Origin of the sequence: Bartonella raoultii, assembly GCF_019659805.1 — a bacterium.
In the GTDB taxonomy this organism is placed as follows: Bacteria; Pseudomonadota; Alphaproteobacteria; order Rhizobiales; family Rhizobiaceae; genus Bartonella; species Bartonella raoultii.
This window is the reverse complement of record NZ_JAIFRO010000009.1, coordinates 1-23,295: the sequence shown is the minus strand read 5'-3', so window position 1 is coordinate 23,295 and position 23,295 is coordinate 1. Positions and strand designations below refer to the sequence as shown.

19 protein-coding genes and 1 other RNA gene are annotated in these 23,295 nt (G+C 39.5%); 13 read left to right on the top strand and 7 right to left on the bottom strand.

Translation table 11 applies throughout. From position 1 onward, the window contains the following. The 6 genes from K3248_RS07730 to purE all read right to left on the bottom strand — a co-directional run bounded on the left by K3248_RS07730 (window position 1) and on the right by purE (window position 5,163). A complete protein-coding gene (locus K3248_RS07730; RefSeq protein WP_220717796.1) occupies window positions 1-621 on the bottom strand; it encodes a 5-formyltetrahydrofolate cyclo-ligase in 621 nt (206 codons plus the stop codon). Between the two features lie 321 nt (window positions 622-942). Then, window positions 943-1,103: non-coding RNA, 6S RNA (ssrS, locus tag K3248_RS07725), on the bottom strand. Window positions 1,104-1,488: 385 nt separating this feature from the next. After that, entirely contained in the window at window positions 1,489-2,283 is a 795-nt protein-coding gene (locus K3248_RS07720) for a tetratricopeptide repeat protein (protein ID WP_220717795.1), read from the bottom strand. Between the two features lie 188 nt (window positions 2,284-2,471). Beyond that, window positions 2,472-2,597: a type B 50S ribosomal protein L36 gene (gene ykgO, locus K3248_RS07715; RefSeq protein WP_220717794.1), complete on the bottom strand. Its 126-nt coding sequence runs from the start codon at window positions 2,595-2,597 to the stop codon at window positions 2,472-2,474. An 885-nt stretch (window positions 2,598-3,482) separates the two neighbouring features. Beyond that, window positions 3,483-4,664 (bottom strand): 5-(carboxyamino)imidazole ribonucleotide synthase, encoded by a 1,182-nt coding sequence (locus K3248_RS07710; protein ID WP_220717793.1) that lies wholly within the window; start codon window positions 4,662-4,664, stop codon window positions 3,483-3,485. A 1-nt stretch (window position 4,665) separates the two neighbouring features. Continuing rightward, window positions 4,666-5,163, bottom strand: coding sequence for a 5-(carboxyamino)imidazole ribonucleotide mutase (gene purE, locus K3248_RS07705; RefSeq protein WP_220717792.1), 498 nt, complete (start codon window positions 5,161-5,163; stop codon window positions 4,666-4,668). A gap of 891 nt (window positions 5,164-6,054) precedes the next feature. Between purE and K3248_RS07700 the strand changes: the two genes are divergently transcribed. The 6 genes from K3248_RS07700 to K3248_RS07675 all read left to right on the top strand — a co-directional run bounded on the left by K3248_RS07700 (window position 6,055) and on the right by K3248_RS07675 (window position 10,704). Beyond that, complete coding sequence (locus K3248_RS07700) at window positions 6,055-6,207, top strand: DUF5993 family protein (RefSeq protein WP_220717791.1); 153 nt, start codon at window positions 6,055-6,057, stop codon at window positions 6,205-6,207. Window positions 6,208-6,217: 10 nt separating this feature from the next. Beyond that, a complete protein-coding gene (locus K3248_RS07695) occupies window positions 6,218-6,799 on the top strand; it encodes a disulfide bond formation protein B (protein WP_220717790.1) in 582 nt (193 codons plus the stop codon). Between the two features lie 1,635 nt (window positions 6,800-8,434). Further along, window positions 8,435-8,653, top strand: a complete 219-nt coding sequence (gene infA, locus K3248_RS07690) for a translation initiation factor IF-1 (protein WP_010702900.1) — start codon at window positions 8,435-8,437, stop codon at window positions 8,651-8,653. 269 nt (window positions 8,654-8,922) lie between these two features. After that, a complete protein-coding gene (locus K3248_RS07685) occupies window positions 8,923-9,660 on the top strand; it encodes a Maf family nucleotide pyrophosphatase (protein WP_220717789.1) in 738 nt (245 codons plus the stop codon). Beyond that, window positions 9,647-9,898, top strand: a complete 252-nt coding sequence (gene yacG / locus K3248_RS07680; RefSeq protein ID WP_220717788.1) for a DNA gyrase inhibitor YacG — start codon at window positions 9,647-9,649, stop codon at window positions 9,896-9,898. Before K3248_RS07685 ends, yacG begins: the two co-directional genes overlap by 14 nt. A gap of 152 nt (window positions 9,899-10,050) precedes the next feature. Beyond that, complete coding sequence (locus tag K3248_RS07675) at window positions 10,051-10,704, top strand: hypothetical protein (RefSeq protein WP_220717787.1); 654 nt, start codon at window positions 10,051-10,053, stop codon at window positions 10,702-10,704. Window positions 10,705-11,408: 704 nt separating this feature from the next. Here K3248_RS07675 and K3248_RS07670 read toward each other — a convergent pair. Beyond that, on the bottom strand, window positions 11,409-12,428 hold the full coding sequence (locus K3248_RS07670) for a DUF3472 domain-containing protein (protein WP_220717786.1): 1,020 nt from the start codon (window positions 12,426-12,428) through the stop codon (window positions 11,409-11,411). A 453-nt stretch (window positions 12,429-12,881) separates the two neighbouring features. Here K3248_RS07670 and clpB point away from each other — a divergent pair, with 453 nt between their 5' ends. The 7 genes from clpB to K3248_RS07635 all read left to right on the top strand — a co-directional run bounded on the left by clpB (window position 12,882) and on the right by K3248_RS07635 (window position 23,168). Further along, window positions 12,882-15,461, top strand: coding sequence for an ATP-dependent chaperone ClpB (gene clpB / locus K3248_RS07665; RefSeq protein ID WP_220717785.1), 2,580 nt, complete (start codon window positions 12,882-12,884; stop codon window positions 15,459-15,461). Window positions 15,462-16,203: 742 nt separating this feature from the next. Beyond that, complete coding sequence (locus K3248_RS07660; RefSeq protein WP_220717784.1) at window positions 16,204-16,533, top strand: hypothetical protein; 330 nt, start codon at window positions 16,204-16,206, stop codon at window positions 16,531-16,533. Between the two features lie 202 nt (window positions 16,534-16,735). Then, window positions 16,736-18,061: a PBSX family phage terminase large subunit gene (locus K3248_RS07655; protein ID WP_220717783.1), complete on the top strand. Its 1,326-nt coding sequence runs from the start codon at window positions 16,736-16,738 to the stop codon at window positions 18,059-18,061. After that, window positions 18,061-19,911: a BaGTA-type gene transfer agent portal protein BgtI gene (gene bgtI / locus K3248_RS07650; protein WP_220717782.1), complete on the top strand. Its 1,851-nt coding sequence runs from the start codon at window positions 18,061-18,063 to the stop codon at window positions 19,909-19,911. Before K3248_RS07655 ends, bgtI begins: the two co-directional genes overlap by 1 nt. A 334-nt stretch (window positions 19,912-20,245) precedes the next feature. Beyond that, window positions 20,246-21,028: a hypothetical protein gene (locus tag K3248_RS07645; protein ID WP_220717781.1), complete on the top strand. Its 783-nt coding sequence runs from the start codon at window positions 20,246-20,248 to the stop codon at window positions 21,026-21,028. A gap of 237 nt (window positions 21,029-21,265) precedes the next feature. Beyond that, window positions 21,266-22,384, top strand: coding sequence for a BaGTA-type gene transfer agent major capsid protein (gene bgtG / locus K3248_RS07640; protein WP_220717780.1), 1,119 nt, complete (start codon window positions 21,266-21,268; stop codon window positions 22,382-22,384). Window positions 22,385-22,487: 103 nt separating this feature from the next. Further along, window positions 22,488-23,168, top strand: coding sequence for a hypothetical protein (locus tag K3248_RS07635; RefSeq protein ID WP_220717779.1), 681 nt, complete (start codon window positions 22,488-22,490; stop codon window positions 23,166-23,168). Window positions 23,169-23,295 lie beyond the last annotated feature (127 nt).

Here is a 23,295-nt window from a genome sequence, read left to right as displayed (position 1 = left end):
TTAACGCTTTAAGAAACCTTTTTCTGTAAAAATCCCCTCAACAATGAGATCGTGTTCCGCCGCGGGAAGAGATTCTACTTCCTGACACGAAAAGCCTATACCCCATAAATGCGCATGGTGCCCTGCTTTTTCAAGGGATGAAACCGCACGGTCATAATAGCCTCCTCCATAGCCAAGACGGTGACATCGTTTATCAAAGGCTGAAAGAGGAACAAGAATAACTGTGGGAAAAACAACACTCTTTTCTGCTCCTGGACCCAAAGTGCCAAAGCGCATAGATTCTAAAACACACTCTTGTGAAAAAGAACGAAAAACCATCGTGGTGGAATCAAGAACGGCTGGTAAAGCTAAATGACCACCACGCAACGTGACCATTTCAAATAAAGGGCGCGGATCTATTTCCGATTTGATTGGCCAATAACCAGCAAGAATCAAATGGGAAAAATCCTCCTCTTGTTCTTCAAGCTTTTTGATGAGATGAGAACAAGCCTGTTGTGAAAAAAGTGCACGCTCTTGTGCTGAAAGCAAATCGCGCTGTGATAAGCCTTTCTTGCGTAATTGTGTGCGAATAAATGAAGATGACTGAGAGGAAGGGGAAGAGGGCAGGCTACTTTGGGTCATGATTTTCTTCATTCTTCTATGAGATGTAAGTATTTGATAAGGGGTAGGAACCTCTTTATGTTCTTTGCTAGAGAAAAAACATATCGCAAAATGAATCAAGCCCCCTTATGCTATGCGTAGAGTAGAATGAAATAAGCCATTTTGTGGTTGGACGCAAATGAGAAAACTGACTGGACCTATTTCTGCTATTATTTTGTCTTTTGTCCCAAAGTGCAACACAATAATCCCCCCTTCGCTTATCAAAAGTTTTTACATCTCTTGAAAAAATAAAAGTGATTCATTGTCTAAAAGAGAATGATAATATTTCATTTATGTAAAAAAGGGTGATCCACAACAGCCGATGGAAAAAGTTGATCCCAAGAACCTACATAAATAGGTGGGCGCCATATGAAAAAGCCCACGAGCTTTATCAGGGACAGCTCCCTTGGAGATCACTAAGGTCTCAGGAATACGTTATTCCCTGTCGAGAAGCGCAGAACACCCTTTCCTACTATAAAACAGTTTGAAGTTTTCAGCTAGAGTAAAAATGACCTCAAGAGCATTCTTTTTATGATTATACTCTTTTTGTGGATGCTTTTTCTATGGTTGATCTATCGCTTTCAAGTATATTTTTCAGATGCTTCTTTTCAAAAAATTGTAATAGGCTTCTCTCTCTCTAAAACTGGTGGGATATTGCTTCCCCGTTTTACTGAAAAAAAGGAAGGGTATGAAGAGGGCTTTCTGGGAGAGCCTATACTTGTGGTGGGAAAAAGAGCGGTGGCTTTGTGGTTATTATAGACATAGGCCTCTCTCTCTCTAAAATTGGTGGGATATTGCAGTAGGTATGGCGTTAATTTCCCTGATTGCGTCTGTTCATGTTGCACCGCTTTAAAGCGTTTGGGGTGATTTTTTTTCTATCAGCTCTTCAACACGCTTTTGAATCCTTTGCATTTGTGGATAATATTCAAGCGCTGTTTTATAAGCTTTAAGAGCAAGCTCTGGACGCTCTGTTGCTTCCATAGCAACGCCAAGCTCGAAAAACGCCATGTAATTGCGAGGCTCAAGTGTGAGAGCTTGATTTAAGTCAAGCATGGCAAGTTTAAAATCACTCAATTGAATATGAATCCATGCACGCCTAACCCATGCTTCTGCATATGTGGGTAAAAGTGCTAGCACATTGTCAATATAGTCAAGTGCAAGACCGTAATTGTCTGCGTTGGTGGCAGTTTCTGCCCAGAACATTAAAAGATCTATTGTCTCACTTCCCGATTGTGACCATAAAGTTTGAAGTTGTTTACTGATTGTTTTGGCTTCATCAACATTGGCACAAAATTTTAATTTTTTAAGTAAACGGGAAACTTCCGCTTCTTTGCGCTGCTGTGCTCTCTCAGTGGGAGAGGAGGAGGAATCAAAATCTTCAAGAGTGACGGCCGTTGAATCCGAATCAGGAATTGCTGGTTCTGAGCTAGGACGAGAGGGAATGATATCATCTAAGGGTAAAAGCGTTTGGGGAGCGGGAGGATCCGAAGGTAAGGAAGGCAGCTTGTTTGCGTATCCAAGGGAAGTAAAGCAGATGTTGTTTGCAATGGAAAAGAAAAAAACTGCAAAAGCAACTAAAAAACTCTGACCAGAAATACAATAATTGCGCAATCGTAAAGCTTTTAAAAAAATCAAAAGACGCATAAAACAAGCCCTCAAACGGTAAATGATCAAAAATGGACTTGTAACCTAAAATCAATCTTCACAAATAAAAAAATCTGGGCAAAAAGATATAGGCAAAAAACCTTGGCGAAAAAGCCCAAGATCAAAACTTTATACCCATAAAAAGTAGGCAAAAAATAGTAGCCTTGATAATAGCAACCTTGATAATATCAGCCTTGACGCGCTCTAAAACGCGGATTCACCTTATTGAGGATATAAACACGACCCTTACGACGCACCAAACGATTGTTACGGTGACGTTCTTTTAGTGCTTTAAGCGAATTTTTAATTTTCATTATACTCACCGTTTATACAGATTCTAAGTAACATTTACACAAATTTTATGGAACGCAATGCGCTCATTTTAAAACAGTTATCTTGCAACTATAACACTTTGCTATAAAGTAATCTCTAAAAACAACATTTTACCCTCTTATGTGATATACACTCCCTTTATGTCACAAATTTTATGACACATGAGCTATATTATCTCAAGCAATATTATCTCACATATATTGGGATTGTACTCCAACATTGCGTTATATATCTTCTCTTTTGTACTTATAAAAGTAAAATACATTTTAAAAAAAGCAAAAAACGCTCTCTTTTATCTGTAAACGTCCTCTTTTATCTAAACGCTCTCTTTTATCTGTACAATAAGCAAGTAAAAACTGTAAAAATACGTCGCTCTTCTAGCAAAAAGCACATTCCTTGTCAAGTATAGATCCCTTATAAATTCCCTATTAAGCGAAGGAGAAAAGAGCTGGGAGGTGGGCGATAGACGAGGGAAGGTGGAGGATGCTGTGTGGTCGTTTGTGTGATGAAAGGTTTTACGCTGGTGGTTTGAAGCGGTTGAAGTGTTTTTAATGTTTTGTGACAGAAGGGATGGAATGGTCTTCATGTATCATCATGATTTTTTGAAAAGGGAGAGGCTTTTGATAAAATCTGCGCAAAAATTTTTCATCAAAGTTATAGCTATTGCTTCTTTTGCAATGGCGCTGATCATTTTGGGCAGATAGCTGGCGGTTGGAGCAAAGTGAGCCGTGTTAAAAGAGGAAAAAAGAAAAATGTTTTCAAAATGTTGAAAAGAGAAAAAATAAAGCAAAAAGAAAAAGACAATGCTTTTTTCTTTTTGTTTGTGAATGCCTTTGGTGGTGAGAGACGGTTAAAAGAAAATATTCTTATTTTGCTTTGCTGGAAGGCTCCAGCAATTGGATGACATGCCCCATTTTGCGCTGTGGTTGAACAGTGCTTTTTCCATATAAATGGACCGATGTGTTCTCTTGTGTTAGAAAATATTTTAATTCGCTTAAATTGTTGCCAAGAAGATTTATCATCTGGCAGTTACTATGACGATAGGTGCTTCCCAAAGGAAGACCACAAATGGCACGTATGTGCTGTTCAAATTGCGAAGTAACGCATGCTTTTTGTGTCCAATGTCCAGAGTTATGAACACGAGGCGCCAATTCATTCACTAAAAGTGTACCATCTGTTAAGACAAAAAATTCAATGCAAAGCACACCAACATAATTGAGGCAATCCATGACTGTTACACTTATTTCTTGGGCGGCTTTTTGCACGGCTAGCGGAACATGTGAGGGGACAAAGGATTTGTGAAGAATACCGTTTTTATGCTGATTTTCGGGGCAGTCATAAAAAAGATGTTCCCCTTGTTTTGTACGTGCAGAAAGCACAGAAATCTCTGATAAAAAAGGAACAACCTCTTCTAAAATGGAAGGCTGTTCTTGAAAAGCTGTAAAGGCTTCGTCAAGAACAACTTCGTTGGGATGATTAAGCATTATCTGATTTTTGCCATCATAACCAAAACGTCGTGTTTTTAAAAGACCACGTCCACCTAATTTAGAAAGTCCAAAGGAAAGAGAAGAAGCACTATCAACGGCATGCCATGATGCTGTAGGGATACCTTGTTCATGTAAAAATTGCTTCTCGAAAAGCCGGTCTTGCGTAATGGCAAGCGCTTTGGAAGAGGGGTAAACAGCCCTTGATTTTTCAACATATTGAACGGTTTTAAGAGAAAGATTTTCAAATTCGTAAGTGACAACATCGCATAAAGAAATAAAACGATCTAAGGCTGTAAGATCATCATAAGGTGCATGAATATGCTCATTTGCTGTTTGGGCGGCGGGACAATCTTTTTCAGGGCAAAAAACAATTGTACGAAATCCTAATTCCGCTGCTGCTATGGCAAGCATACGTGCTAACTGTCCTCCGCCTATTAAACCAATAACGCTTCTTGAAGGCAACAGGGTGTATGAAGGTTTCTTGCTGGAGGATCTAAGAACATCAGAAGAAGGGGTGGTATTGAGGGGGGAAAGAGCGCGGGGGTGCGGGGGGTGTATCATTTTAAACCTCGGTCACAGGGGTGTGCGCGACATTGGCTGTTTGTTGCTGACGCCAATCTTGTAACCGTTGTGCGAGATGTTCATCATAAACGGCCATAACTGCTGCAGCCAAAAGCGCCGCATTAATAGCGCCTGCTTTACCTATCGCTAATGTGCCAACGGGTACTCCTGCCGGCATTTGCACAATGGAAAGCAAAGAATCTTGACCAGATAAAGACTGTGAGTGTACGGGAACACCAAAAACAGGAAGAGGCGTAAGTGCTGCTAGCATGCCTGGTAAATGTGCTGCGCCTCCTGCACCGGCAATTAAAATTTTAAAACCTGCCTCTTTGGCTCCTTGTGCAAATTGATAAAGACGTTCTGGGGTTCGATGTGCTGAGATAATATGCGAAACATGTGAAATATGAAGATGCGCTAAAATATCTGCGCTATGGCGCATTGTTTGCCAGTCTGATTGGCTTCCCATTAAAATCGCGACATCATATGATTTTTTTGTCATTTCACATCCTTTTCAATGATTCAAGGCGATTCAATTTGTTCTTTATTTAAAAGCTTTACACTTTCTTTGCAAAGTGAATTGATCACTCGGCAACAGTTTTTTCAATTATGTTTAAGAGGGAGAGAGGTCAAAAATAAAAAAATCGAGCGTTTCAAAAACAAAAAACACTTCCATAAAAGTCAAAAGTGCAAAGCTTTTGTTGGTGAGCACCCTATGGCTTACTTTGGAAAAAACTTTATAAAATGATCTTATAGACTGGCAAATGCTGGGTAAAATGTGCTTTCTTAAATGGAAAACGCAAAGGCATAAAGAGTAAAGTTATTCTGTTCTTTGGTTGTTTTATCCAAGATGTGCGGTTTCTTTAAAAGAGAAGCTGGAAAAATGGGCGTTGGAAGAATCAAGCTGTGTTTATATAGGGAACATTTTAGAAAAAAGAGCTGTATGATGATAAGCTTTTTAAGAAATTATCTCCTTTTATAAAAAAAGCGCCTAAGGGACAAATACACAAAAACTGTTGCAATTTGTAACAGTGTTTTGTAACGAAATGATTCTAATGGCAAAAAAAAGGCAAAAAAGGACGTTTTTATTAAATTCTAAAGAGAAAAAATTTTAAAAAAAATTCAGCGCGTAACGGCTATTTTGCCATTTAAGTGATTTTTTCATTTTTAGGGGGGAATATGCTCTTTTGCTTGTTGAGAAAACGGCTGCAGATCACCAAATTCTTTTGTTGATATTTTTTGTAGTAGCCTATAGGCATCTCTATTTTTCCCATAATTTATGTATAGAGCATAAAATCTATGCATCAATTGTGAGTAATTGCGTGCTTTGTCTCTTTTTTGCCCTATTTTGTAATATGGTAGGTGTCACAATAAAGAAAGGAGATTTAAAGCCATGTTTGTTCCATTTTTAATAGCCCTTGGTACGGCAATAACAACTGTATATGGTAAAAAAAATATAAGTTACGCTCTTTGGGCAGCTCTGCTCGTTGTTATTCTTCTTACTTTTAATCATCACGCAACTTCTACTTTAAACTTATCTTTTTGAGGTCATTATCATGGAACATGTTGAACAAAAAAACCCTCACTTCATTACGCTTCTCAATGTTTTAGGCCTTATTGGACTCTCTGTTGTTCTGCTCGTGGCTTTTTATTATCAGTTAGTAAAGTTTGAGTTGCCATGCCCGCTTTGTTTGCTTCAGCGCGTTGGTTTGATGTTGGCTGGATGTGGTTTCCTACTCAATATTCATCATAGGGTGAAAAATACCCATTATGGTATGGTTATTCTTGGCTGTATGGTTACCAGTATTGTTGCTGCACGCCAAGTCTTTTTACATATTACACCAGATGATCTTGGATATGGTTCAACATTTTTAGGATTGCATTTTTATACTTGGGCATTCATTATTTCGGTTCTTTGTATTTTTGCTGTTTCTCTTGTGATGATATTAAGCGAATATGCGCATAAATTTAAAGCCTTTTCTCCTCTCCCTATCTTGAGTAAAGCTGCAAGTTTCTTGTTTGTATTTTTAATTGCTGCAAATTTGATTTCCACTATCCTTGAATGTGGAGGTGGTCAATGTGCTGATGATCCAGTAAGATATGAGCTGTTATCCAGTTGGTTTCCTTCTTCATCTTAAAAAAGTTTCTTAAGATAAGAGCTTGTCAAAAAAAGAGTGCGCTCTATATCCTGAATTATAAAGGGGCAGTTAATAAAACTGCCTCTTGAACTTTCTGAGGACTTGTAGGTGTTCTTCTTTTTAAAGGCGAATATGAGGTTGTGGTTGCTTCATCTTTTGTTCTTTTAAGAAGAAAATACCGGAAGTGAAATGAATTAAGTGATGAGTAGGAGAGTGAAAACTGGGACTTTGGACTGGTTTCACCCTTATAAAAAACCGCCTGAAAGGGCGGTTTTTTATAGAGTGCTCACGCTTCCTATTCGCATCTTTGTAAAAACAAAAAAACGTGTTTTTTATGATCCGAACTTCATTGAAAAAATGCTTTTATAACGCTGTGACAGCATTTGAAAGAGTTTTCTTCTGATGCGCAGACAAGCAAAGAAACAGAGCCTCTCTCTTTTAAAAAGAAAAATATTTGTAAAATTTTTGCTCTTTCAACATATAAAAAATGGATACTTTGTCATAGCTTAACCCCAAAAATAAAGTCTATAGTTTTGCTTTTTGATCGTTTTTTTTAATGTGTAAAATGCGATAAAAAACTGCTTGAAGGGGGAAATAACGCAATTGATATGCGTATGAGAAATGAAAACAGAAAAAAATACTCTTTTATTTAAAAAAACGCTTTCCATAGATGATAAGCTTTCCGTTCTTCTTATTGCTGCTAGAAAAGCTGAGATGCCATAAACTGGTGTACGAAGCGTGGTCTTTCCTTTGCAAAATGCACAAATCTATAGGCGGATTTTGTGACGGTTATTTTATAAAGCGTGTCCATCACAGGAAAATGAATATGATGTAAAAGACACTTGAGAGAAGAGAAAAAATATATACAGGGCGGCCCAATATGTATGAAGAGTGTCATTGTTTGAGAGGAGAAAGGCAAGGACTATTGGAAGGAAGGGGGGAGTGTCTAGGACAGGAGCTGCTAGGGTTGAAGACAAGCATGTCAAGAGGCGTAGAGGGCGTGAGGAAGTGGAGGATCCTGCCTCGTTAGCGGGTAAAATATGAATGCTGTTGGTTCTATTTTTCGTGTGGGGATAACGAAAGCATTTTATCGGTGTTGTAATGTGATGAGAGCATAAAAACGTAATAAAGTATTATCGTATTTAATTTTATACGCTTTTCTTTTTTTCTGTAAAAACTTTTTAAAAAGAGGAAAAAATTTGCTCTCTTGGCTTTGTGACTTAAGGCGGAAAATGGGCATATTGCGATATCTTTTTGATAACCTTCTTCGTAAAGAAGAGGGATTATAAAAAAGAAAGGGGGGAAATGGTGCCGGGGAGAGAAAATGCTGTGTGTTGGTAAAAAGAAAAAAGGAGGGATATGAAAAGCAGAGCGTGGAAAAAAGCGCTGAAAGGGGAAGAAAAAATTGGGATAAGCTCTATATTATAAAAAGATGAATGCTCTTCCATCATACACTAAAAAGTGGATGTTGAGGGCTGTGTTCAAGTTTTTTGAAAGCGTTAAGAAACAAATAAAAAAGGAAAATCTGCCTCTTTTTATGAAATTTTGTTCACAAAACCAAGAAAATAGGGTATGAACGCTGAAAATAATGCACAGCTTAAACAAATATCGATACTGTAAAGGAAATTATTATTAATGTCAAAAGAAGAAGTTTTAGAATTTTCTGGTGTTGTAACTGAACTCCTTCCCAATGCAATGTTTCGTGTAAAACTGGAAAATGATCATGAAATTATTGCGCATACTGCAGGAAGAATGCGGAAAAATCGTATTCGCGTGTTAGCAGGAGATAAAATTATGGTGGAAATGACCCCTTATGATTTGACGAAAGGGCGCATTACATACCGCTATAAGTAAAGTGAAAATGCTGGCTGCTTTTTTAAAAGTGGCAATGTTTTTTCTAAAACCTCTTTAAGCGTTTCTTAAAAAAAGAATATCGGCTTGAAAAGCCTGAAGAGTCATTTGTAAAGGGATAGAGTGCGTGTCGTAAGGATATGTGGAGCTTAAAAGTCTATGAGGGGAAAATCTGAAAGCTGTCGTTAAAAAAAGAGTCATGGCGCCAAAATAAATGGATGCGCTAAAATAAATGGGATAGTGCTTTTAAAAGCATTCTTAAGAGGTCGGAAATGAAGAACATAAAGGAAACCTTCTTAGGAAAAAAAAAGTTAGGGGAAAACGCTTCCGAAGAAATCTATTTGATTCTTGCTTCTGCTTCGCCTCGTCGTTTAGCGCTTTTAGCGCAAATTGGCATTGATCCCCATCAGGTTTATGTTGCAAATATCGACGAAACTCCAAAATTAAGAGAGCATCCTGCAAATCTAGCAAAACGTTTGGCAAAGCAAAAAGCGCTCAAAGCGCAAGAAACGCTCTTATGGTACAATAAAAATAAAGACGCGGAAAAAATACACAAAAAAACAGTCATTTTAGCTGCAGATACCGTGGTCGCTGTTGGGCGTGTTATCTTTCCTAAACCAGAAAACGAAGATGAGGCTTACGAATGTTTACGATTCCTTTCAGGGCGATCGCATAAGGTTTATGGTGCTCTTTGTGCCATTAATGAATATGGAAAAGTTGTCGTGAAATTGGTTGAAAGTCGTGTGCGCTTTAAACGGTTAACCGCTCCGGTTATGAGAGCCTATCTTGCTTCTGGTGAATGGCAAGGAAAAGCTGGAGGATATGCTATCCAAGGAAAAGCAGGGGCTTTTGTGGTCGATATTGCCGGTTCTTATTCCAATGTTGTGGGATTGCCCTTAGCTGAAACAATGGATCTTTTAATGGCTTATAAATATCCAATTCTTCCCCAGTGGAGCGAAGAAGTCCATGAAACAAACTTATCAGCAGGAAAACCTGATGAAACAGGATAAAAAGCAAAAAATTGAGGCAAAAAAGACAGAAGACCAAGCAGAGACTCAAGCAAAGATTCTTATAAAAGAAAAATCTCCAAAGCGTCCTGTGCATCCTTGCCCAATTTGTGGTCAGATGTCACAACAAAATACTTATCCTTTCTGTTCAGCACGCTGTCGTGCTATTGATCTTAACCGTTGGCTGTCAGGGGCATATATTTTGCCTCCATTCGCACAAAAAACCGATGAAGAAGAGTAAAAGGCTGAAAATAAAGTGCTGAGATGAGGGCTGTAATGTCATTCATTGAAAAAACAAGAAAGTCATGATAATGAAGGCTTTAGTGTTATACCGTATGGAACTTCAAGCTCCGTTTTGAGGGGATGCTGGAGTGATAGGAAAAGAGAGGCAAAATGAAAAAGCTTATTTTTTTATGCATGGTTATGTTAACGGCAGGGTTAGCAATCATGGGGTGTGAGAAAGACAAACAGAACAAACAACCTGCTGAACAACAAGGTGAAGCACAGTCCGTGCAGCCCGTAAAAGAAGATGCACAGCCTGTTGAGCACCAAGAGGAAGCGCAGTCTGTAAAAGAAGATGCACAGCCTGTTGAGCACCAAGGTGAAGCACAGCCTGTAAAAGAAGATGCACAGCCTGTTGAGCACCAAGGTGAAGCACAGCCCGTAAAAGAAGATGCACAGCCTGTTGAGCACCAAGAGGAAGCACAGCCCGTAAAAGAAGATGCGCAGCCTGTTGAGGAGCAAGGTGAAGCACAGCCCGTAAAAGAAGATGCACAGCCTGTTGAGCACCAAGAGGAAGCACAGCCCGTAAAAGAAGATGCGCAGCCTGTTGAGCACCAAGAGGAAGCACAGCCCGTAAAAGAAGATGCGCAGCCTGTTGAACACCAAGAGGAAGCGCAGCCTGTTGAGCACCAAGGTGAAGTGCAGCCTATGCAGCAAGAGCCAGAAGCAAAGCAGGGACAAAACAGTGAAGAAGAAAAACAGCCTACTGAGCAAAAAGAGCAAGAAGGGGAGTCTGTTGATGAAAACACACCCTCTTCAGAATAAAAAGAGGTTTGAAAAACACATTATCCATAAAATGTGAGAAAGAAATTTTTAAAGAAAAAAGCTGCTGCTTTGCAAAAAATGTGTGCAGCTTTTTTCTTTGTTTTTTTATGTCTGGATAACGACAGGGGCTCATTTAGAAATTTTGAGAGAAAATCATTCTGTTGTGCTTTCAAAAGGCCTTATTTCAGCGGGAAGGTGGAGAAAATTGACCCTATGGGTGTTTTGCGAAAATTTTACCGGCTAAAAATGTTATACAGTGCTTGTTGGGTAAATAGCGGTAAATCTTTCCGTGGAATATATAATAGCAAAGCGCATTGCATAATTGGATAAACAAGCTTGTACCCTTTCAAGAGGATGTTTTTTTAAGCATATACGCAAGTTTGCATGTGCAGTACGTATTATTTAAAAACGAAGAGAGGAATTCTCTTCTTTTTTGTTTGCTTAAAAACCTTCATGAAATATTGCCCTTTATGGCGGTGTGAGACAAAGAAATAATAAAATTTTAAAAAAAGCGCGTATGCAGTATAGGGACGTAAAGGCGGGCTTGGGGATGGTCTGTGTAGAAGCGTTCTTTTTAAACAGAAAAAGATTGCGTTATTTCCAATAAACAGTGAAGAGGTTGAAAAATAAGCATTGAGATGATTCTTATTGAGACCTTGAAAAAAGCATAAGACGAAGTCTTTCTTCAGAAGAAAAAAGATTCTTTACTGTGTTTTTATAATTTTCCAAGCTTGACCATCGGATCTGTACATGATCTTTTGACCCGCAATAAGCTTTCGTGTTTTGTTATTGACGTGGATGAAGGAATCGTAAGGGGCACGATTGTCCATAAAAATAGATTTCCATTTAAAGGGACCAGGAGGAGGAAAAAAGATATTCTGGGCCCAATGACCATCTTCCAAATAAATGGTAATAAATTCATGTTTTTTCAATGTGTAAGAAATTATGGAGGCCGATAGATCTTTGCCATTGACAATGGTAACGCGCTCTGTTGCGGGAGATGCTACACCACTTAGATGGTTGATCGTGTTGATACAAAAATCTTTATTGCATAAGGCTTGCACGATGTAAGGATCATTACAGCTACCTTGCGTAGAGGAATGGAGTGCTGCTTTGAATTTATTATCCCCTACGGGAGACCAAAAAATGGAACTTTGTGGTTTTAAGACAAAACATGAAGAAAGACGTTTCTTTGCGTGTGAATGGTCTTCAACAAAACTGAAAGATTGGTGCATGTTGCCAAAGGTGGGTGGTATCTCAATAATACCGATTAAAGTTTCTTTACCAGTCATGAGATTGATAATTGTTCCTGTCACCATATTGCCTGTCTTGGAAACAGTTAATTGATATTGATGCCCAATCTTCCAAGGAAATACAATTTCGCATCTTACTCCTGGACCTTCCTGCATGAAATATTGACAGTGCTCACTCTTCCATTCCGTTGCGTTGCGAATAGAAAAATGAACAGTGTGTACGCCTTTGTTGAATAAACCAATATAACCCGTTTCACCGTTTTTAAATTGAAATTGGTTTCCCCAAAAATAGAGAGCATTTGCTCCACCATTATAAGTGACTTGCTGAAAAAAAGAGAGCGTATCAAAGGAATCGTTGCTAGGCCATGTATGTTGTATCGTAATAATTTTACCCGCAAAAACCGCATAGCTTGGTTTGCTGAGAAGAAACAAAAAAAGAAGTAAAAATATTTTCTTTACATGACAATTCATAAATCTACCTTTTTCTATGCAATAAAATGAATTTTTAAGCGCAGAAATTGAAAAGTATAAATACAAAACCTCCCTTTAAAGAAGAGAATAAAAACATTTGTATTTTCAGGAAAACGACCAAAAAATGGAATGTCTCCTTCTATAAATGAAATATGTTTTTTTATTGTTCAAAAGAGGTCTCTTTGAAAAAGAGAATGGGGAAACTCTTGTAAGAGAAACAAGAAGATTGTGTGATAGAGAAAGGATCCCCTTTTCTTGAAAAAGGATAGCTTGTCTTTTTTCTAGCCCCCTTGCTAAGGGCTGGTAGAAAACCCATATTGATAAGAGCAGCACCAAAACCCTTCTATAATGCCACATTGTTCCAGTGCTTTTGTGGTGTGATTGATCCCGTGGTTTGCTTGATCTCGAGATCCTTGAAAAAAAGGGTGGAGGTGGTGCAAGAAAGGAAAAAAAATGAACCTAGAAAAATATAGCGAACGGCTTCAAGGTTTTTTACAAACAGCACAAAATCATGCACTCTCTTCTGATCATCAGCAATTTATGCCTGAGCATTTCCTAAAAGTGTTGTTAGATGATTCTCAAGGATTGGCCGCTTCGCTTATTCAAAAGGCCGGTGGTGATCTTTCTCTTATTCAAAAAGAACTCACCAATGCCCTTGATGCTTTGCCAAAAGTCCAAGGGGGAAATGGGCAGCTTTATCTCTCTCAGCCCTTGGCAAAAGTCTTTACTTTGGCGGAAGATCTTGCACAAAAAGCAGGGGATCACTTTGTTACTCTAGAGCGCATGTTGCAAGCGCTTATGATGGAAAAATCTGCAAAAACAGCCGATATCCTTACAAAATCAGGATTGACACCACAAGCACTTAATCAAGCTATTCAAAATCTTCGTAAAGGAAAAACAGTGACAAGCCCTCATGCCGAAGGACAATATGATGCTCTGCAAAAATATGCACGTGATCTCACAAAAGATGCGCGTGAAGGAAAACTCGATCCTGTCATTGGAAGAGAAGAAGAAATTCGACGCGCTATACAAGTGCTTTCTCGACGGACGAAAAATAATCCCGTCCTTATTGGAGAACCTGGCGTGGGAAAAACGGCAATCGTTGAAGGTTTGGCATTGCGGATCGTTAATGGCGATGTCCCAGAAACTTTGCGTGATAAACAACTTTATGCCCTCGATATGGGCGCATTGATTGCCGGCGCAAAATATCGTGGCGAATTTGAAGAGCGGCTTAAAGCTGTGCTTTTTGAAGTGCAAGCCGAAAATGGACAAATCATTCTCTTTATTGATGAATTGCATAATCTCGTTGGAGCAGGAAAATCCGATGGGCCTATGGATGCTTCTAACTTATTAAAACCTGCTCTTGCACGTGGAGAACTCCATTGTGTGGGGGCAACGACACTTGATGAATATCGAAAATATGTCGAAAAAGATGCCGCTCTTGCACGCCGCTTTCAACCCGTTTTTGTTCCAGAGCCCTCTCTAGACGATACAATCTCTATCTTGCGCGGTATTAAAGAAAAATACGAACAACATCATAAAGTTCGCTTGGCAGATAGTGCTTTGGTTGCTGCTGCACGCTTGTCTAACAGGTACATTACTGATCGATTCTTGCCTGATAAAGCGATTGATCTTATCGATGAAGCAGCTGCACGCTTGCGTATGCAAGTCGATTCAAAGCCTGAAGAGCTCGATGCTATCGATCGTAGAATTCTACAATTGAAAATTGAACGGGAAGCTTTGAAAACAGATGTCGAGCCAACGGCAAAGGAGCGTTTGCAATCGGTGCAGGAAGAACTGAAAACGCTAGAGCAAAAGTCAACGGAAATGACAACCGCATGGCAGGCCGAAAAACAAAAATTAGGACATGCGGCCGATTTGAAAAAACAACTCGAAGAAGCGCGCAATGCTTTGGCTATCGCTCAGCGCAATGGACAATTCCAAAAAGCTGGAGAACTTGCTTATAGTGTGATCCCACAGCTTGAAAAACAATTAACTTTGGCGGAAAATGATGATCAAAAAAATCATCTCGTTGAGGAAACCGTAACAGCCGAACATGTCGCCCGTATCGTTTCCCGATGGACGGGAATTCCCGTGGATCGTATGCTTGAAGCAGAACGAGAAGCACTCTTGCGTATGGAGGACGAAATTGCAACCCGTGTCGTGGGACAGGCAGAAGCTGTGCATGCGGTCGCGCGTGCCGTTCGGCGCGCGCGCGCAGGATTGCAAGACCCTAACCGTCCTCTTGGATCTTTCATGTTTCTAGGACCAACAGGGGTTGGAAAAACCGAACTCACAAAAGCATTGGCTGCTTTCCTCTTCCAAGATGCTAATGCAATGTTACGTATTGACATGTCCGAATATATGGAAAAACATGCTGCTGCACGCTTGATTGGAGCACCTCCAGGATATGTCGGATATGAAGAAGGAGGCGTGCTTACCGAAGCCGTTCGTAGAAGACCCTATCAGGTTATCCTTTTTGATGAAATTGAAAAAGCCCATCCCGATATCTTTAATCTTTTGCTTCAAGTATTAGATGAAGGACGATTAACCGATAGTCAAGGACGAACCGTCGATTTTCGCAATACGTTGCTGATTATGACCTCAAATCTTGGAGCAGAGTTTTTAACCGCTCTGCCTGAAGGCGAAAAAACCAATCAGGCAAAAAATGATGTGATGAATGTCGTTAAAGCCGCTTTCCGTCCCGAATTCCTTAATCGTGTCGATGAAATTATCCTCTTTGAAAGATTACAGCGCAATGATATGGAAGCTATCGTCGATATCCAGATACAGAATTTGCAAAATTTACTCAATGAACGCAAAATAACCTTGCATATAGAACCGGAAGTACGAAAATTCCTCGCCCATAAAGGATATGATCCTCTCTATGGGGCGCGTCCTTTGAAACGCATTATACAAAAAGAAATTCAAGATCCTCTTGCAGAAAAAATCTTATTTGGAGAAATTCATGAGGAAACAACCGTAAAAGTTGAAAAACAAGGAGAGCGCTTGGTCTTTCTACCAGAAACATAAAAAATTATGGTAGAAAAAGAAAAGACTATGTGCATAAAAATGAAAAAAATATCAAGACTTGACAGGGTTAATCTAAAAAGCTATCATAATGCTATGATCACAATTGTAGCATTTCTTAGTGAGATTTCTCAATTGTAGAATTTCGACATTGCTCAAAATTTCGATATTGCTCAATTGGAGAATTTCTTTCGTGAATCTTGTGTAAAATCTTTTACGGATGTGAACTCTTTTATAAGAATTTTTCAAGAAATGCTTTTATAAGAATCTTCTAAGAAATGGAAGAAGGGTTTTGCAAGAAAGATTGCATGCTGGGGAATTAATCAGCAGAAGTTGGAATAAAGCAACCCAGAGGAGTTGTGATCAGGCCAGAGGAGTTGTGATCAGGAAAGTCTTGCTGTGTGCCAATGGAGTTTGCTTTCTAGACAAACCTTTTTCTAGAGGGATGGTATTAAGCTTTCTTTACAGGAAAAAATTTTTCCAGAGACTTTTCAAGCGTAAAACAAGCGTAAAATAGGCTCCTGAAGGCCTTTTTGAGTATTCCAAAAACAGTGTACAGAAGAGAGACAGGACTTAAGCTTTTCTATTAAGCAGGCCAAGTTTTGGAGAAGGCCGCTGTTGGCATGATGCTTGCTGTGGTGATGCCTTTTGGCTGCATTTGCTGCAAGGGAGTGCGTTGTAGCAATGCTTCTTAGAAAATTTTATGTCATGGAATTTGTTCTTCTTTATGGGAAGGAATATGATAATGACAGAGAAATCTTGTCTTCCTTTACGCCGAAGAGGGCGATCAAAGGGGGAGGTAAATAAAACAACAAAGCGCTTTAATGAAGCTCTTTTGACAGCTGCTGAGCAGGCGGGATATCACTATGGTGAAGATGGTTTGGTTTCTTATCTTCAATATCATGCATTAAATAATCCAGTTCCTTTTTTTTCGCTTTTGGCAAAAGTTTTACCACTTCAAGTGACGGGGGATGCTGGAGGCGATGGTAAAACAATTTCACGTGTTGAGATTGTTCCTGTGATTACAAAAGAAGAGAAGAAATCAAAAAAAACGAAGATTGGAGCAAATGCTTAAAAAGGGTGCAGTGCTCTGAGAATAGTCTCTTGGAAAGAATGCACTTGATGAGGGGGAGGCATGAGAAGTGGGTGCGGAGGATTTTGCGAAAAATTGAGGGCGTTGTGCCTGAAGGAAAGCGCTGAGAAGGCTTGAGGCCTTTAAAGAAAAGCGCAAAATCGTAAAAAAAGAAAAATTTATTTCTCAATTATAAAATACTATCATGAAAACTGTTCAAGTGGCTTTTATTCCAAAACTTATCCCTGTGTTTTCTGGCAAAGCCGATGTGCGTGCTGCTTGGGGAGGGCGTGGTTCTGGAAAAACGCGCTCTTTTGCTCTCATGTCGGCGGTGATCGGATATCGACATGGTAAGGCGGGAGAACGCGGCATTATTCTGTGTGCTAGACAATTTCAAAATTCTCTTCATGAAAGCTCTTTGGAAGAAATTAAGCGCGCTATAGAAGCTTATCCTTTCTTGAAGGATTATTATGAAATTGGTGATAAATATATTAAATCAAAAGATGGACGCATTGCCTATGTTTTTGCTGGTCTTGATCGCAATATCGCGAGTATTAAATCAATGGGGCGTGTCTTTCTTTGCTGGGTGGATGAGGCTGAACCTGTAACGGAAACTGCTTGGCAAACACTTATTCCGACTTTGCGTGAAGAAGGAAAGGATTGGAATGCTGAATTATGGGTGACATGGAACCCATGTCGCGAAAATGCCCCTGTGGAAAAACGTTTCCGATATAGCGATAATCCAAATATAAAAGGCGTACAAATTAATTGGCGCGATAATCCTCAATTTCCAGAAAAACTCAATCGAGATCGTATGGATGATTTACAACAAAGACCTGAACAATATAATCATATTTGGGAAGGAGAGTATCTCCAAGCTGTACAAGGTGCTTATTACCAAAAAGCGCTCTTGGAAGCTGAACAGGAGGGACGCATTACAACCGTTCCACGTGATCCATTGATACAAATTAAAATCTTTTGGGATATTGGTGGAACAGGCGCAAAAGCCGATGCTACTGCTTTGTGGGTTGCACAATTTGTGGGACGGGAAATCCGCGTTTTGGATTATTATGAAGCACAAGGCCAACCTCTTTGTGAACATGTTGGGTGGATCTTTCAAAGAGGATATGAAAAAGCCCTTATGGTCTTACCGCATGATGGTGCAACAAAAGATCGTGTTTATAATGTTAGTTTTGAAAGCGCTCTCCAACAAGCTGGGTTTCAAACAAAAGTCATTCCTAATCAAGGGGTGGGCGCTGTTAAAATGCGTATTGAAGCCGTAAGACGATTATTTCCTGCTATATGGTTTAACCGTCAAACAACACAAGCAGGACGAAAGGCTCTTGCTTGGTACCACGAAAAACGCGATGAACAGCGCAATATCGGTTTGGGCGCTGAGCATGACTGGGCAAGCCATGGGGCTGATAGTTTTGGACTCATGTGTGTGGCTTATGAACAGCCAAATGTAAAACCCAAAAAAAATGCCTATCGTTCCTTTCACCATTCTCAAACTTCATGGATGGCTTTTTAATGAATACTGTTAAAGATTCTTTTGATCAATACGAGTCGCTTGAAGATCAAGCTCTCTTTAAAAAACTTGTCGGCTGGTATCACGATGATATTGTGCATGTCGAGAAATGGAGAAAAAATGCCCAAGAAGATTATGACTTTTATAATGGGCGACAATGGAATGAGCAAGATCTGGCCGTATTGCACGAACAAAATAGGCCCGTTATGACCTTTAACCGTATTGCACCTTTGATTAACGCTGTCGTCGGTGCTGAGCGTAATAATAAACGACAAGTACAATTCATTCCACGACAAGAAGGGGCTGCTTTTGCAAACCAAATCCTTACCGGAGCAGCAGAATGGTTTCGTGATGAGGCCGATGGAGAATATGAAGATTCCGATGCTTTTCAAGATTCTATTATTTGCGGTATGGGATGGACAGATACACGTCTTGACTATGAGGAAGACCCACAAGGAAAACCAGTGATTGCTCGGTTGGACCCTATGAAAATGGTCTGGGATGCAAGTGCTGTAAAACCAAATCTTATCGATGCGCAACGCTTATGGTATATCGATGAAAAACCGCTCGCTGTTGCGCAGGAAATGTTTCCGCATGTTCATTGGAGTGATCTTCATGCTGATTGGGTTAAGTATTCATCTTTACAGACAATAAACAACAATAAAATCCATAACTATTATCCAGATACACAAGAGCCAATAAGTGCTCAGAGCCCCAAAATGGTGACATTGGCTGAATGCCGGTGGTTTGAACGTGAGGTGGTTTATAAAGTGGTTGATCCATTGCGTGGAAAATTGATCGATTATTCTGAGCAAGATTTCAATAATTTACAAAAAGCGTTTCCTGATATCCAAGCAACAAAGGTACGTAAAAAAGTCGTTAAACGGGCCTTTTTGGGGAAAAAATTGCTCGAAGCTCCCGATAAACCACTCGTTCCATCCAATCAATTGGGGTGGGAATGTATCACGGGTACTTTTGATAAGCTGAGCCGACAATTCTATGGGATCGTTAGACCAACTAAAGATCCACAACGTTGGGCAAATAAATATTTTAGCCAAATTATGCATTTGCTCAATAGCCAGTCAAAAGGCGGGATTATGGCTGAACGCGATGCCTTTGATGATGATCGACAAGCTTTAGAAAGTTGGGCAAGAGCTGATAGTATTACTTGGCTTAAAAGTGGTGCTGTATCGGGTGGAAGAATTCAGCCTAAACCTGTAGCGCAATTTCCTCAAGGCTTTTTCCAATTATTTAATGAAGCAAAGGCTGCTCTTGAACATGTAACAGGTTTGTCTGCTGAATTTATTGGAACACGTGCTGTCAATCAACCGGGAATTCTTGAAGAACAACGCCGCCAATCTTCTCTCAATTTGCTCGCTTCTTTCTTTGATGGTTTGCGGCGATATCGTCAACGACAAGGAAAAATTATTCTCTATCTTATTCAAAATTATCTTTCCGATGGGCGCTTGGTGCGTATTGCCGGTGATGAGAATGCTCAATATGTCCCTTTGACACGTGAAATGGTAACAAGTTTAGAATATGATATTGTGGTTGATGATGCTCCAACAAGCCTGAATGAAAAAGAGCGTACTTTTGCACTTATTATGCAATTGCTCCCTTTAATGCAAAATTTTGCAACACCAGAGATTATGCTCGATCTTTTACGTTATTCGCCTTTACCGGCATCGCTTATTCATAAAATTGCTCTTAAAGCACAAAAACAGAGCCCTTTCCAAGAAGAGCTAGAACCTGCATCACAGTTGAAAGAGGAAAACGGTATGGAAAGAGGACAACAGGCCGAAATAGAGCAGATGTTACAGAGCATTTTACAAGGAGAAAATGCTCAAAATTAAACGCTGGGAGTGAAAATTCTCTTCGCTTTTTCTTTTCAAGGGGTGCTGTCTCTTAAAGTTCTCAGCTGAGCGTAAAGTTTGTTAAAGCCCTTTTTTAAAAAAACGTGTGCTTCCCATCACAGGAAAGGAAAAAAGGAGACGAACAGATATGTTTGCGCAAAAAGCATGATGAAAATGAACTGGAGTCTATAAGATGTTCTGGGAAAGAAAGGGCAAAGGGGCAAGGCGCGTGTAGAGGGAAACAGTTCAGCCATTGCTGGGGGAATTTTTAAAAATAAGCAGGGTCATTTAAAAAAATATCATTTTATTGTCTAAGAAGAAAAGGCTAACAGTTATGGATCAAGAACACTTAACGCCACTAGAACAAAATCAATTAAAACAGGATTTTTTGCCTGAAACCTCTCAAAGAAAAGACAGCAACACGGAAAGCATAGAAAAGGCAAAAACGCTTCAAGAAAATTTCAAAGGACACCAAGACGTACACAAACAACAGCCTTCATTGCAAAAGGAAGAAGAGCACGAAGAAGGGGAGGGGATACCAGATCCGCAAAAAGACTTTATGGGTTATATGCAATGGCTGGGGAAAATGCTCCATAAACAAGAAGTCTTACAAAAAAAACAACAACAAGACCCTCCTGCTTTTGAAGCAGAACAGTTAAACGCTTTTTATCAGAACTCTGTTGCACATGTGAAACACAAATATCATGATTTTGATCAAGCAGCTGATTTTATTTATGATACGCGTGCCAAGCAGTTGGCTGCTTTTGCTTCACTCTATCCTGAAGTGGCTGATCCAAAAGTCGTTGATGCAGTCATTGGTGAGGAACTAAAACAGATCTTGCATGATTGTGCGCAAAAAAATCAAAATCCTGCTGAGGTTATTTACACGATTGCGCAAAAAATTGGCTACACAAATGTGGACCAAAATATGGTGGGAAATCTACAAGAAAGACACAATTCTTCGCGAACCCTTGCGGCCTATAATGGTATGACGCCAAATGGTCCTATTTCTATGGATATGCTTAACAAAATGTCAGAAGCAGAATTTAGTACTTGGATTGCTGATCCCAAAAATAAAGCCGCTTTTAACCGCTTAATGGGGGGAGGAGAACCCTAAAAAACAATGGGGGCTTTAAAGCACAAATCTTTGAGAGCATTTCTTAAAGAAAAACCTTATGGGACTTAACGCGCAAAAGCGTAGTAAAAGCGTGCAAAGGGGAGGAAAAGGAAACCAACAAAACCATAAAAAAGATCTAAAAAACTATCCATCATTTGAAAATTAAAAAAATGTGGAATGTCAATAACCGGTATTTGGCCGGTTTTTTTTATGTCAATAATTTTTTAAGAGGATAACATGAGTGTGACTTATACCGGACTCAATGACCCAATGGCAGTGTGCGCATGGTCTAAATTATTAAATCAAGAAGTTTCAAAGGCGATCCCGATTGCTCCGTTGATTGGGACTGACTCAAATAGTATTATACAGTTAAAAGATGAAACCAATAAGGCAAGTGGAGACGCTGTTAACTTTAATTTGCGTATGCAACTGTTCGGTGATGGGGTTAGCGAAGGACAGACACTTGAGGGCAATGAAGAAGCGCTCCAGTTTTTCAATGATCGCGTGGCTATTAATGAACTCGTTCATGCGGTGCGGGTCAAAAATGAAGGCACCATTGATCAGCAACGTATTTTACATGATTTGCGAACCGAAGCCAAAAATGGACTCGTTGATTGGTATGCGGATCGCTTGAGTATGATGTTTTTTCTTCAAGCGTGTGGGTATGATGCCAAAGAATTACACTTTGAAGGACGTACAATTACACTTAAACCTGTTCATTATGGATTTAATACACCAACTGCACCAACCAGTAAACGCATCTTGCGCCCGAATAACAAAACGAAAGATGAAGATATAACCTCAAAGGAGACCTTTGATCTTACGTTAATCGATCAAGCGGTTGAACGCGCAAAACTTGCAAATCCGAAAATTAGACCTGTTCGCGTTGATGGAGAAAATGTTTATGTGCTTTATCTGCATCCAAAGCAAGTAACGCAATTGAGAACCAATACAGATGCAGGGCAATGGCTTGATATTACAAAAGCGATCTATAGTGGAAACCGTATCAAAAATCCTATCTATGATGGATCTCTTGGTATGTACAATGGGGTTGTATTGCGTGAGGCTGAACATGTTACCGAAGGTGTTCAGACTATTAGTTATAAAAATTCTATTCCTATTGTCCGCCGTGCTGTCTTGCTTGGTGCACAAAGTGCTGTTATTGCTTTTGGTAAAGACCGTGGTGCTACGCGCTATAAATTGGTTGAAGAACTCTTCGATTATGAACGGGAGTTCGGTGTTGCGGCAAAAACCATTATCGGTATGAAAAAAACACGTTTCCAGTTGCCAGGAAAAAAGGAAGAGATTCAAGATTTTGGTACAATCGTTATCTCAAGTTATGTAAAGCCCAATTAAGGGAATTGGGGAATGTTTTCAATCTTTTCCTCAATAAAAATATTTTCGTTGGGGAAAAGATAAAAAGCTTTCTTTATGAATATAAAAAGGAGGATGACTGATCATGACTTCTTTGTCCACTGATCTTGATCCTGTACCTATAGACCACTCTCAAACCTTTGCTGATATGGTCACGCTTATCCAAGATGAAATTGATGATACAACTGCAGAATATACTGTTCAAATTCAAGATTCAATTGAAATCGCTTTGCGTTTGTGTCAACGAGAACTCTTTTTCTTTAATGAAAAAAAACAAGAGATTTTCAAAACCCAAAGTGGAAAAACATGGTATGGACAAGAAGACGGGGTTGTTCTTGAATCGGAAAGAGCTTTACAAGCTGTTTTTTTAGGAACACAGGCAGAAACACAATTGTTTTTTAAATCCGCTGAACTGTTGCAACAGCAATATGGTGTGAGGCCTATACAGGGAATACCTCTCTTTTATACGGTTCTAGAGCATAAAATAGGGCTCTTCCCAACACCAAAAGAAGTTGAAATTGTGCGCCTTTCTTATGATATTTATCGTTTGCGAGATAAAACCAGCAGGTTGGAAGAAGATCCTTGGCTGTTTTATGCTTTTGATCTTATTAAAGCACGTGCAAAATACGAGCTTTATAAAAATATTCTCAAAGATCCTGAATATGCTGCTGTCTCTTTTAGAGATTTTCAAGAACAGGTTCAAGCTTTGCGCATTGAAACATCACGTCGAAGGGCTTCTTCAAATATTCTTCCAACGCGGTTTTAAATATTTTCTTAAATTGTGGAAATTTGGGCTTACGGGGGTAAGCTTTAAGCTTGGGGTTTACGGGGGAGGTAAGCTTTAGGCTTGGGGCTTACGGGGTAAGCTTTAGGGCTGTAGCTTATACACATCT